Origin of the sequence: Paenibacillus zanthoxyli JH29 (genome assembly GCF_000520715.1) — a bacterium.
Taxonomy (GTDB): domain Bacteria; phylum Bacillota; class Bacilli; order Paenibacillales; family Paenibacillaceae; genus Paenibacillus_AQ; species Paenibacillus_AQ zanthoxyli.
In genome coordinates, this window is sequence record NZ_ASSD01000121.1 from 1 (window position 1) to 12,778 (window position 12,778).

Annotated in this window: 9 protein-coding genes; 7 read left to right on the top strand and 2 right to left on the bottom strand. The window is 53.5% G+C overall.

Annotated features, from left to right (window positions below; translation table 11 throughout):
• From L691_RS0104795 to L691_RS0104815, 5 genes are all read left to right on the top strand, one after another.
• A partial coding sequence (locus tag L691_RS0104795; RefSeq protein WP_025689118.1) for a YhgE/Pip family protein occupies positions 1-816 on the top strand: 816 nt, incomplete at its 5' end.
• 359 nt (positions 817-1,175) lie between these two features.
• Positions 1,176-5,771, top strand: a complete 4,596-nt coding sequence (gene gltB / locus L691_RS0104800; protein WP_025689119.1) for a glutamate synthase large subunit — start codon at positions 1,176-1,178, stop codon at positions 5,769-5,771.
• Positions 5,772-6,018: 247 nt separating this feature from the next.
• Positions 6,019-6,597 carry a hypothetical protein gene (locus L691_RS0104805; protein WP_025689120.1) on the top strand — a complete coding sequence of 193 codons (579 nt, stop codon included), beginning with the start codon at positions 6,019-6,021 and terminating at the stop codon, positions 6,595-6,597.
• Between the two features lie 188 nt (positions 6,598-6,785).
• A complete protein-coding gene (locus L691_RS0104810; protein WP_025689121.1) occupies positions 6,786-7,709 on the top strand; it encodes an ABC transporter ATP-binding protein in 924 nt (307 codons plus the stop codon).
• Positions 7,702-8,484: an ABC transporter permease gene (locus tag L691_RS0104815; RefSeq protein ID WP_025689123.1), complete on the top strand. Its 783-nt coding sequence runs from the start codon at positions 7,702-7,704 to the stop codon at positions 8,482-8,484. Before L691_RS0104810 ends, L691_RS0104815 begins: the two co-directional genes overlap by 8 nt.
• Before the next feature lie 154 nt (positions 8,485-8,638).
• On the opposite strand, the gene L691_RS33895 is transcribed toward L691_RS0104815, so the two are convergent.
• Positions 8,639-9,796: a M23 family metallopeptidase gene (locus L691_RS33895; protein ID WP_025689124.1), complete on the bottom strand. Its 1,158-nt coding sequence runs from the start codon at positions 9,794-9,796 to the stop codon at positions 8,639-8,641.
• Positions 9,797-10,010: 214 nt separating this feature from the next.
• Between L691_RS33895 and cls the strand changes: the two genes are divergently transcribed.
• Both cls and L691_RS0104830 read left to right on the top strand, forming a co-directional pair.
• Entirely contained in the window at positions 10,011-11,441 is a 1,431-nt protein-coding gene (gene cls, locus L691_RS0104825) for a cardiolipin synthase (RefSeq protein WP_025689125.1), read from the top strand.
• A gap of 125 nt (positions 11,442-11,566) precedes the next feature.
• Positions 11,567-12,475 carry a YitT family protein gene (locus L691_RS0104830; protein ID WP_025689127.1) on the top strand — a complete coding sequence of 303 codons (909 nt, stop codon included), beginning with the start codon at positions 11,567-11,569 and terminating at the stop codon, positions 12,473-12,475.
• Positions 12,476-12,573: 98 nt separating this feature from the next.
• Here the strand turns inward: L691_RS0104830 and ligD are convergent.
• A partial coding sequence (ligD, locus tag L691_RS0104835; protein WP_025689128.1) for a non-homologous end-joining DNA ligase LigD occupies positions 12,574-12,778 on the bottom strand: 205 nt, incomplete at its 5' end.

A 12,778-nucleotide genomic window follows, 5' to 3' on the forward strand; every position in this document is an offset into this window, starting at 1 on the left:
GGCTCGGTTGCGGAAGGCTCTCAGAAATTGAGTGACGGCGCCGGAGATTTGAAGGACGGGACGGCCGATCTCAAGACCGGTTCGTCGGAGCTTGCGGGCAAGCTGAACGATGCGGCGGATAAGACGGGCGGCATTAAGACAACCGACGAGACAGTCAGCATGTTCGCCGAGCCGGTGGAATTGAATCAGGAAACGCTGAGCGAAGTGCCGAATTACGGCACCGGGCTTGCCCCTTATTTTCTGTCTCTGGGATTGTTCGTCGGAGCGTTGATGTGTACAATCGTTATCTCAATGCGTACTACTACAGTCGAGGAAGCTTCCCGATTCAACCGGTTTGTGAGCCGTACCCTTATTTTCTCCGGCATGAGCCTTCTGCAGTCTCTGGTGGTAGCGTCGATTATGCTCTACGGACTGAGGCTTGAGGTTCAGAGTGTGCCAAGATTCTACGTCTTTACTTTTATCGCCAGCCTATCGTTCATGTGGCTGATTCAGTCTCTGGTAACCTGGCTGGATCAGCCCGGAAGATTCGTGGCGATCGTGCTGCTGATCTTCCAGTTGACGACAAGCGCAGGCACATTCCCGCTGGAGCTCATTCCGAAATGGATGCAGTCCCTTCATCCGCTGCTTCCGATGAGCTACAGCGTTCAGGGCTTCAGATCGGTCATCTCCACCGGCGATTACGGCAGAATGTGGAGCGACGCAGGCACGCTTGCCATTTACGGTGCGGTGTTCCTCGTAATCACGCTGCTGTACTTCATTAGCCGGGGACGTGACGAAAAAACGGAGCTGAATAGTGAACAAGTTTTGTCTGTATAAATCTTGACTTATGACAGTTGAAGTATGATTAGCCGGAGCGCCCGTAAAGGGCGCTTTTTGGTTATTGCAGGAAAATAAAACGGTTTCAAAACATGAGATTAAAAACATTACATGGGTAAAACGTTTGCAATGAATAAGCACTTATTCAGTTGGATTGCATAAATATTCATGGATGAGATTTTTTAAGCTTTTATCCGGTAAAGCTGTGTCGCAAAAGCTAATGTTAATCGGCATAATAAAAAAGTTTAAATTGCGCTCATGTAAGGTCGATGATAAAATAATATAACCGATCTGCGTTGAATAATTATTAATAATGCCCTGCTTTATTATAGAACTTTATTATAGAAAGGTTGCGTAAGATGAGACACACTGAACTGCCCCCTAAACAGGGCCTTTACGATCCCCAGTTCGAGAAAGATGCCTGCGGCATGGGCTTTGTCGCCCACATCAAAGGCAAGCCCTCTCATGAGATTGTTAGCAACGCCTTAACCATGCTCGCCAATATGGAGCATCGCGGAGGCCAGGGAAGCGAGCCGAATTCCGGCGACGGCGCGGGCATTATGCTGCAAATTCCGCACCGGTTCTTCTCCGAAGAAGCGAAAGCGCTCGGCTTTGAACTGCCGGAAGCGGGCCGTTACGGTGTCGGCATGCTCTTTCTGTCTCATAATGAAGACATCCGCGCCGCGCATGAGCGCACTCTGAGTGAAATTATCGCCTCGGAAGGGCAGACTGTGCTCGGTTACCGCGATGTGCCAACCAGCGACGACATGCTGGGCAAGACGGCGAAGGCCGCCAAGCCATATGTCCGCCAAGTATTCATTGGCCGTTCCGACGATATTCAGGATGATCTTGCCTTTGAACGCAAACTGTACGTGATCCGCAGACGGGCGGAGCTGGCCATCCGCTATGGCGGATCGGAAGAAGGCGCTTCCTTCTACCTGCCGAGCTTGTCCTGCCGCAAAATTGTATACAAAGGAATGCTGACTACAGAGCAGGTCGGTCCGTTCTATCTCGACCTGCAGAACGAAGCGCTGGAATCGGCGATCGCGCTTGTTCATTCCCGGTTCAGCACCAATACGTTCCCGAGCTGGGAGCGTGCCCATCCGTACCGCTTCATGATCCATAACGGCGAGATCAATACGCTGCGCGGCAACGTAAACTGGATGCATGCCCGCCAGTCGCTGTTCAAGAGCGAAGTGTTCGGCAGTGATCTGGAGAAGATCAAGCCGGTTATCAACCCGGACGGGTCCGATACGGCGATGTTCGACAACACGTTTGAGTTCCTGTACCTGAGCGGCCGTTCCCTGCCGCATGTGGCTATGATGATGGTTCCCGAGCCGTGGAGCAATCATGACAGCATGGACGAGAAGAAGAAAGCGTTCTATGAATACCACAGCACCCTCATGGAGCCGTGGGACGGGCCTGCCGCCATGGGCTTCACCGATGGCGTGCAGATCGGCGCGATTCTTGACCGCAACGGGCTGCGGCCTTCGCGTTATTATGTAACCAAAGACGATTTGATTATTTTGTCCTCTGAAGCGGGCGTACTGGATATCCCGCCGGAGAACGTTCTATACAAAGACCGCTTGAGACCGGGCCGCATGCTGCTGGTCGACACTAAGGAAGGCCGCATTATTTCCGACGAGGAAGTGAAGGCGGCAATCGCTTCCGAGCATCCGTACCGTGAATGGCTGGATGAGCATCTGATCAGCCTGAGCGAGCTTCCGGAAGCTCCCGAACTGCCTAATCCGAAGCATGACAACGTTCAGCAGCTTCAACAGGCATTCGGCTACACGTTCGAGGACCTGCGCAAGGTGCTGGAGCCGATGGCTTCCAGCGGCGCCGAAGCGGTAGGCTCCATGGGCTATGACGCTCCGCTTGCGGTGCTGTCAGACCGCCCGCAGCGGCTTTACAATTACTTTAAACAAATGTTCGCCCAGGTAACCAACCCGCCGATTGATGCCATCCGTGAAGAACTGGTGACTTCGACGACAACAACGATCGGGCCGGAGCGCAACCTGCTGAATCCAGAACCGGAAAGCTGTAGACAGATTGCGCTGGAAACGCCGATTCTGTCCAATGAAGACTTCGCGAAGATCCGTCACGTTCGCCGCGCAGGCTTCAAGTCGATGACCATTCCGACACTGTTCCCGGCCGAGCTGGGAGCGGAAGGGCTGCGGACCGCGCTTGACCGTCTGAACGAAGCGGCCGACCGCGTGATCGAGAAGGGCCACAATATTCTTATTCTGTCCGACCGCGGAGTGGATCGTGAGAATGCGGCTATTCCGGCACTGCTTGCCGTGTCGAGTCTGCATCACCATCTGATCCGCCAAGGCACCCGGACGAAGGTTACGATTCTGCTGGAATCCGGCGAACCGCGCGAAGTGCATCATTATGCGCTTCTGCTCGGCTACGGCGTCAGCGCCGTGAATCCGTATCTGGCTTTCGAGAGCCTGGACGATATGATTTCCCAAGGCCTGCTTAGAGGCGTATCGCATGAGAAGGCCGTTAAGAACTATATCAAAGCCGCAACAAAGAGCGTGGTCAAGATCCTGTCCAAGATGGGCATCTCCACGATCCAGTCTTACCGCGGCGCCCAAATCTTTGAGGCAGTCGGTCTCAAGTCCGATTTCGTGGACCGCTACTTCACCTGGACTCCTTCCCGCATCGGCGGCATCGGCCTGGAGGAAGTGGCGATGGAGACTCTTGCGCATCATAATCGCGCCTTCTCCGACAAGGACGGCAAAGACAAGGTGCTGGATTCCGGCGGCGAATATCAATGGCGCAGCGACGGGGAGGATCATCTGTTCAACCCGCAGACGATTCATCTGCTCCAGCATTCCGTGCGCAGCGGTGATTACAATATGTATAAGGAATATTCGGCGCTTGTTCAGGGCGAGAGCAAGAAGCATCAGACGCTCCGTTCCCTGCTTGAGTTCAAGCCGGTAGGCGAGCCTATTCCGCTGGAGGAAGTGGAACCGGTGGAATCGATCATGAAACGCTTCAAGACCGGTGCCATGTCCTTTGGCTCGATCAGTAAAGAAGCGCATGAGGCGCTGGCGATTGCGATGAACCGTATCGGCGGCAAGAGCAATACAGGTGAAGGCGGGGAGGACCCGGCGCGCTTTATTCCGGATGCCAACGGGGATTCCCGCCGCAGCGCGATCAAGCAGGTCGCATCCGGCCGGTTCGGCGTAACTTCGAATTATCTGGTGAACGCCGATGAGATTCAAATCAAGATGGCTCAGGGCGCGAAGCCGGGCGAAGGCGGACAGCTTCCGGGACGCAAGGTATATCCTTGGGTTGCCGAGGTTCGCGGTTCCACGGCAGGCGTAGGTCTGATCTCGCCGCCTCCTCACCATGACATTTATTCCATTGAGGATTTGGCGGAACTGATCTATGACCTGAAGAATGCCAATCCGCGCGCGAGTATCAATGTGAAGCTCGTATCCGAGGTTGGTGTCGGAACGATCGCCGCAGGTGTGGCGAAGGGCCGTGCCGACGTTATTCTGATCAGCGGATACGACGGGGGCACCGGCGCGTCGCCGATGAACTCCATCCGCCATGCCGGTCTTCCATGGGAACTGGGTCTTGCCGAGACGCATCAGACGCTGATGCTGAACAATCTGCGCGACCGGATCGTGCTGGAAGCCGACGGCAAAATGCTGAGCGGCCGCGATTTGGCGGTGGCTGCGCTGCTGGGCGCCGAAGAATTCGGCTTCGCTACAGCGCCGCTGGTGGCTGTGGGCTGTATCATGATGCGTGTCTGCCAAATGGACACTTGTCCGGTTGGCGTAGCAACACAGAATCCGGATCTTCGCAAGAACTTTGCCGGCGATCCGCAGCATGTCGTTAACTTCATGACATTCGTCGCGCAGGATTTGCGCGAAATTATGGCGAGCCTGGGCTTCCGCACCATTGAAGAAATGGTCGGGCGCACCGACTGTCTGGACGCCGTTCAGGCTTCGTATCATTGGAAGAAGAAAGGCGTCGATCTCAGCGGATTGCTGCACACGCCGCAGCTGCCTGAAGGCAGCACGCGTTTCAACAGCAAGAAGCAGAATCACGGGCTGGAAGAGACGCTGGATGTATCCAAGCTGCTCCCGCTTGCCGCAGCGACGATTGAAAATGGAACGGCTGTGGAAGCATCCCTGCCGATTACGAACGTCAACCGCGCCGTCGGCACGATTCTCGGCAGCGAAGTGACGCGCAAATACGGCGCCGCCGGTTTGCCGGAGGATACGATCCGCCTGCACTTCACGGGCTCTGCCGGCCAAAGTCTTGGAGCCTTCATGCCGAAGGGCATTACGATTACCGTTGAAGGGGATACGAATGACTACATTGGCAAAGGACTCTCCGGAGGGAAGCTGATCGTTAAGCCTTCTCCGAAAGCGACGTTTGCCGCCGAGGAGAACATCATTGTCGGCAACACGGGATTCTACGGAGCGACCAGCGGCGAAGCCTATATCAGCGGCATTGCCGGTGAACGCTTCGCGGTCCGCAACTCCGGCGCCAAGGTTGTCGTTGAAGGCGTGGGCGACCATGGCTGCGAATACATGACTGGCGGGCGCGTCGTTGTCCTGGGCGGAACCGGGCGCAACTTCGCGGCGGGAATGTCGGGCGGCATCGCCTATGTATTCGATCCGGATAATACGTTCATCAACCGCTGCAACCTGGAAATGGTGCTGCTGGAGCGCGTTGAGGAACAGGAAGAGATCGCAGAGCTGCACAGCATGGTCATCCGTCATACGGAGCTGACGAACAGTGCGCTCGGACAGCGTGTGCTGGATAGCTGGCAGGACAATCTGCCCAAATTCGTCCGCGTTATTCCGAAGGATTACAAACGGATGATGGACCAAATCCGCAAGGTGGAGGAGAGCGGTCTGACCGGCGAAGCTGCTATGATGGCTGCGTTCGAAGCGAATATGCGCGAATTGGCGCGGGTAGGCGGTTAAATCACCGGACAACATAATATAATTAAAGCAGCGGCAGGCCGAAGCAAAGCTTCGAGTCTGCCGCTTTTTTTGGAAATGTATGAATTTATAAGCGTTGCGCTTATCCTTGGCCTAACAATTGCATTGTATTTGTAAAAGCCGCTTTCCGGTAAGATGACTGGAAGGTAGAGGATATAAATGGATTCCGAGAACGAAGTATGGTAATATTAGTTAGGCTATTTTTATTTCGGAATGACAGGGGACTACTATGCGAAAATTCCAATGGTTGTTAAGCACAATTTCCCTTTCACTTGCACTAATGACGGGATGCAATGCATCAGCGTCCAATACTGGGCCCGAAAGCGCAGCTCCAGCAAATGAAAGCAGCAAGCCTTCGAACGAAGACAAAGCTGCCGCAGAAGTACACGATGCCGTGAAAGCAGCGGAGAAATACAAAAATGCCGAGTATGAAATTAAGGCTTCCGAGGATATTTTGTCCGCTGAATCAGTGCATAAGCGAAATGAAGCGATTAAACCGTATTTAACGGAACAATTTTACAAAAAAGCGTCCAACACTCGTTATACCATCTTGCCCTTGACAGTCTCCGATAAACAGAAGGTCTCTTTAAAACCGAAAAACCTTCAATTTAATCTTAAAGAACAGAAAGAAGATACCGTCCTTTTAAACTATAAGCTGAACCTTTTATTTCTGGATCAGGAAGGCAAAGAAACTAAACATATTCCTATAGACGGTATACTGACTCTTTTTTATGTTAATGGGAAATGGCTTGTACAGGGCGATACATTTGATGTGAACACATTTAAGGAATTTATTGTTGAAAAATGAGCCTCCTCTCAAAATTGAAATTTATTTTTCGAGCAGCTTCGGGGGGAATCCCTGCCGGGCTGTTTTTGTATGGAGTGCGAGGCGTTAGACATTTTTTGATTTTTTTTGCAGGTCTATTAGAGTAAGTGGCGTCTAACCTTTATATAGGCATGCTTGCCAAAAGTTCGTGAAGGAAAGGATGGGAAATAATGACAGTAAATGCGGCAGCAACGGAACCAGTTGCCAGGCTTATTGGTGTAACCAAAAGGATCGGTTCAAAAACGCTGGTCGGTGATTTGACGCTCGACATTCCGGCAGGACAGGTCTTCGGCTTTCTCGGGCCAAACGGCGCGGGGAAGACGACCACCATTCGGATGATGGTTGGACTGATCTCGATTAGCCGGGGCGATATTGTGATCGGCGGCAGAAGCATCAAGACCAATTTTGAAGAAGCGGTTGCCCAGGTTGGGGCCATTGTAGAGAATCCGGAGATGTACAAGTTTCTAACCGGATACCAGAATCTGAAGCAGTATGCGCGCATGGTCAGCGGCGTGACCAAACAACGCATTCAGGAGGTCATCGAGCTTGTCGGGCTGGGTAGCCGTATCCACGACAAGGTGAAGAGCTATTCGCTCGGCATGCGCCAGCGTCTCGGAGTGGCCCAGGCGCTGCTTCATCGGCCGAAGCTGTTAATTCTAGACGAACCGACCAACGGGCTTGATCCTCAAGGAATCCGGGAGCTCCGGGATTACCTGCGGCGGTTATGCCGGGAGGAAGGGACGACCGTGTTCGTCTCCAGCCATTTGCTGTCCGAAATGGAGCTTATGTGCGACAGCGTCGCCATCATTCAGAATGGGAAGCTGATCGATGTCCGCCAGTTGAAGAGCGAGGAAGGTGGTCAGGCGCAGGGCAGGAAGTTTGTGTTCGATGTAGATAATGTCCAGAGCGCCCAGGCACTGATCGGCGGGACGGTGAAGGATGCTGCAATTGTCGTGCAGACGGTTCGAGAGGATATTCCAGAGCTGAACGCGAAGCTTGTGAGCGGCGGAGTCAAGGTATACGGCATCAAAGAGGTCGTCGTCTCGCTGGAGGATCAATTCCTGGAAATGACGGGAGGTGAGGGCATTGAGTAAGTTTAGTTCGCTTGTACATAATGAGAATATAAAAATATACAGCCGGACCCGCACCTGGATCATGCTGCTTCTGCTGGCGGTTTTCAGTGTCCTGATGCCTGTGCTCATGTATGTCAGCAGCTCGGTTGAGAGCCGGCCTGGAATGTGGGACGGCTTTCAGATTACGGTCAGCGTCATCTTTTATCTGAATACAATATTTACTGTAGTTATCGCGTCGGACGCCGTGGCGGGGGAATTCTCCTGGGGAACGATTAAGCTGCTGCTGATCCGGCCCTGGAGCCGCTCGAAAATTCTGCTGTCGAAGTACATTTCCATGGTACTGTTCAGCTTGCTTACGACTGTACTGCTGGTCGTTTGCGCTTACGCGGCTTCGCTGATTTTGCTTCCATCAGGACGTGATGTCTTTTCCCGGAGCGGCTGGAGCCCGGAAGCGTACAGCGCGATGTTCGTCTTATGCCGGTATGCGGAGCTGTTCCTGACCGCTGCGCTTGCCTTTATGGTTTCAAGCGTATTCCGCGCTAGCGGGCTGGCAATCGGCTTGTCGCTGTTCATTATATTTGTCAAAAATATTTTTATTACCATCTTCAATCCCGACCGTTACGAATGGGCGAATTATTTGCCGTTCAGCCATATGGATCTTAGCGGCTATCTGGTCTCGAATACGGGTCCGGGAGGGGCGACGCTGGGGTTCTCCATTGCGGTGCTTGCCGCCTATTATGCCGTGTTTCTGCTGCTGTCCTGGATTGTGTTCAGCCGTAGAGACGTTGCCGGTTGACCGGAAAATAAGCAGGGAAACGGGCCGCTTCCCTGGCGCATTTGAACCGTTCGCTCGTACAAAGAGCGGGCGGTTTTTATATTTACCCGAGCCGCTATGCCTCTGCCCTCCTTCAATATCGGTTCATTTTTCGGCGCAATCGCCATAACCGGCCTCAATCTTGTTTGATATAAGATAAAGGATTGACGCTCTTATTCTGCTTGACCACCTGAAAGTGCAGATGGGGAGCGGTGCTCCGTCCGGTGCTGCCGACCTGTCCAATTCTTTGGCCTTTGGTAACATTGTCGCCAGCGGACACATCCAGGCTGCTGAGATGCATATATAAGGTCTGCAGTCCGTTCCCGTGGTCGATCACAATATAATTGCCCCGCGCTGCGGACTGCTCCGTGGCAGCAACTACGCCGCCCTGAGCGGCAACCACCACATCGCCTGTCTGCGCCGCGATGTCGATTCCGGCGTGAAAAGCGGAGCTGCCTTTGAAGGGATCGGTACGGTAGCCGAAGCTTGAAGAAATCGTCCGGGATAAGGTGGGCCACAGAAAAGCCTGCGCCTCCTCCCCCTGAAGCCGCGCGGTGTCCGCTTTTTGAGCTTTCAGCACCGTACCTGAAAGGCTGCGGACCATCTCTTCGAGCATGCCGCCAATTTCCGTAAGCTCATCCTTTGTCTCCCGGACGGCCGGAACCTCCCCAGGGCTGCTGTATGAGGCGATATATTCTCCCCCTATCTGTAAAGCCTGCGTATGCTCGATGGCGGTCTGAAAAGCTCCGATGCGGATGGTGATCGCTGAAGGGGACACGAATTTTGCCTGTGTCATGGGCAGGGGGAAGGTTCCGTTGTTGGGCTGGGCGGCGGCAGCAGGGACCTCTTTCGTACGATCGGGAACCGGTATCGCTTCTCCCTCTGTTTCTCCCGCAGCCGCTCCTTTGCCGGAAGAAGATGCTCCCTGGGATTTGCTGATCAAACCTTGCAATTCCCGCTGCAGCGAGTCTGCGCGTTTCAACTGCTCCTTGATCCCTTTCGCTTCCTCCACAAGCCCCAAGGCTTCGCTCTGTACTGACTGCAGCGCTTTTTCATTATCGGCGACCGCCTGCTCCAGGCGCACATTCTGCAAGGACAGCGCGGCGGCTTCCGCCTCAAGCTCCTGTATGGAGCGGGAGGCATGATAATGCATGGAACTGATCAGACTCGACAGGGACAGGACGGCTGCAGCCGGCAGGGCCACGGCCATCGGTTTGGAAAGCTGGATCTTTCTGGCCGGACGCCCGGCATCCCGAACGACGAGCAGGGCAATCTTGTCCGATTGGCTTTTCATAGCGTCTCCTTTCCGCATCCGGACCGTAAGCTAACGTCTGAACGCTTATCTTGGCGCTCTCTTTTGCCTATTACTCTATGTATTCGGGTCTGGGCGGGATCATGACATGCTTGTTGATTGAATAAACCGGGAGAGTTCGGTAAAGCTTGTACTTATGAAGCTTACACGGCCCTGCCTAGAAACGGTGGCCGCTAGCAAAGGAGACAAAGACGGCATGAAAATATTCGCAGCGGCTTTATGCTTATTTATTGTTCAAATCATGGTGATCCTGGTTCTGGAATATCACCGTCCTCAAAGAGCTGTCGCTTGGTTGTTTCTGCTGTTTTGCTGCCCGCCGCTCGGTCTTCTGATCTATTACTTCTTGGGAAGGGATTACCGAAAGAGCCATAAGCTTAAAGCTCAACCGGCAGCGACTCGGCGGGTGCTTCATGATTATGCCGCCGAGCGAAGCCGGCTTATCACCTGCACGGAGGACACAGGGAATCCGGAATTAACCGGCCGTAAGGAGCTGCTGCGCCTATTGGACGGGCTATCAGAAAGTCCGGTCACGGGCAGAAATGCCAGCCGGATTCTGGTTAATGCGGGCGAAGCCTATGAATCGATGCTGGAAGCGATGGAATCGGCATCTGAGCATATTCATCTGGAGTTTTATATTTTTCGCGATGACGCTACCGGAGAGAGATTTCAGGATGTCATGATCCGTAAAGCCCGGCAGGGTGTAAAAGTCCGCTTGCTGTGCGATGGGCTCGGCAGCCGCAAGCTGAGCCGAAGTTTTCTGCGCTCTCTGACGAGCGCCGGGGTCGAGATTCACTTTTTCCTGCCGCCGCTTGCTTCGCTGCTCGGTGGGAGGTTCAACTACCGAAACCATCGTAAAATTCTGATCGTGGACGGTCTCGTCGGCTTTACCGGCGGAATCAACATCGGCGACGAGTATTTAGGCAAGGATCCGAAAATGGGATTTTGGCGCGATACCCATCTGCGCCTGGAGGGTGACGCCGTCTATTTTATGCAGCATGTTTTTCTGAAGGACTGGCAGCTGGTTTCCGGAGAACGTCTGAGCCATCCGCGCATGTTTCCTGTTCATGGCTGTGATGACAATGAGGGAGTGCAGATTATAGGGAGCGGCCCGGACGGCGAAATCGACGCCAATGAGGCTATGATTTTTGCCGCGATTTGCGCGGCGGAGCGCCGGGTTTGGATCGCGTCACCTTATTTTATCCCGGACCCGGCGATTCTGAGAGCGCTCAAAAACGCGGTGCTGCGCGGAACCGATGTACGGATTATTATCCCGTCCAAGCCGGACAACGCACTCGTATATAACGCCTCGTTGTCCTATTTGGACAATTTGCTGGATGCCGGCGTGAAGTTTTACCGCTACCGTAAAGGCTTTATGCATGCCAAAGTGTGGATTGCCGACGGTCTGCTGGCTTCCGTAGGCAGCGTGAATATGGATATGCGCAGCTTCTATTCCGATTTCGAGCTGTCGGCGGTGCTGCTTCAGCCCCAGCGTATCGAAGAACTGGCTGACCAGTTCCGGCACGATCTCATGGACAGCGATGCCATCGACCCTGAGATCTTCCGCAGCCGGGGAAAGCTTGCGCGCGCAAAAGAAGAGATTTGCAGCCTGCTTTCGCCGCTTCTGTGAGAGAAAATCTAACAGGATATAATTTTTGACAGGTGTATTTAAACTGATCATTCATTATCGTGTATAACAATATGATATAATATAAGAACTTAGATAAAAATTTCGATAAGGATAGGGGGAGTTTAATGGGTACGAGTCCACAAGCATTAGTTAAAGAAGAACCTAATAAACCCCGGAAGACCGGGACGATCAAGACTGCCAAACTAGCGCAGCGGGCCGTAATGATGGTAATCGGGGCAAGCATGATGGCTGTTGCGCTGGAGATTTTCCTCGTTCCAAACCAGATGGTGGATGGCGGCATTACAGGCATATCCATTATGCTGTCGCATATTTTTCACATTCCCCTTGGCATTTTACTGACACTTCTTAATCTTCCTTTTCTGATTGTCGGCTACAAGCAGATCGGCAAGACCTTCGCATTGTCCACGCTGTTCGCGGTCGTTGTAATGTCTATCGGCACCCAGATGCTGCATCCGGTGCAGCCGATTACCGTGGAGCCCCTGCTGGCGGCGGTATTTGGCGGTGTTATTCTCGGCGTCGGCGTCGGGCTCGTGGTGCGCTACGGCGGATCGCTGGACGGCACGGAAATCGTGGCGATTCTGATCGCGAAAAAACTGCCTTTTTCGGTAGGCGAGGTCGTCATGTTCTTCAATCTGTTCATCTTAACGGGAGCGGGTTTTGTCTTCGGTTGGAATAATGCGATGTTCTCATTGATTGCATACTACATCGCCTTTAAAATGATCGACGTTACCCTCGAAGGTCTGGACCAGTCGAAATCGGTCTGGATTATCAGCGACAAGTACCGCGATATCGGCGAAGCGCTGACGGAGCGTCTTGGCCGGGGTGTGACCTATCTGGAAGGGGAAGGCGGCTTCTCGGGCGATAACAAGAAGGTAATCTTCGTTGTCATTACCCGGCTGGAGGAAGCCAAGATGAAGGCGATCGTTGAAGACTGGGATTCCGATGCTTTTGTCGCTGTCGGCAACATCCATGATGTCAAAGGCGGGCGCTTCAAAAAGAAATCGATTCACTAAATTCGCATATCGGCGGCTTGCCGCATACCTAAAACCTCCGCTTCGCAGCCCTGCGAAAGGCGGAGGTTTGTTACTTTCGATCCTCGGAATCCAGTCGCTCACTTCAGACCTGCGATTACAAGCTCTACCGGCTGAGGAGGCAGCTGCGCGATCAGGTCGCCCTTAGAACGAAGACGTTCCTCGATATTAAGGAGATGGAAATCCTCCGGCGAGACATTGTTTGCAACCTCGTCCCAGGTCAGCGGCGTGGACACGGTAGCCAGCGGGCGGGCGCGGGGCGTATAGGGTGCGGCCAGCGTCTTG

Coding starts and splice junctions, on each gene's coding strand:
- L691_RS0104810 (WP_025689121.1), top strand. CDS start 6,786: ATGACAGTAAATGCGGCAGCAACGGAACCAGTTGCCAGGCTTATTGGT.
- cls (WP_025689125.1), top strand. CDS start 10,011: ATGAAAATATTCGCAGCGGCTTTATGCTTATTTATTGTTCAAATCATG.
- L691_RS33895 (WP_025689124.1), bottom strand. CDS start 9,796: ATGAAAAGCCAATCGGACAAGATTGCCCTGCTCGTCGTTCGGGATGCC.
- L691_RS0104830 (WP_025689127.1), top strand. CDS start 11,567: ATGGGTACGAGTCCACAAGCATTAGTTAAAGAAGAACCTAATAAACCC.
- L691_RS0104805 (WP_025689120.1), top strand. CDS start 6,019: ATGCGAAAATTCCAATGGTTGTTAAGCACAATTTCCCTTTCACTTGCA.
- gltB (WP_025689119.1), top strand. CDS start 1,176: ATGAGACACACTGAACTGCCCCCTAAACAGGGCCTTTACGATCCCCAG.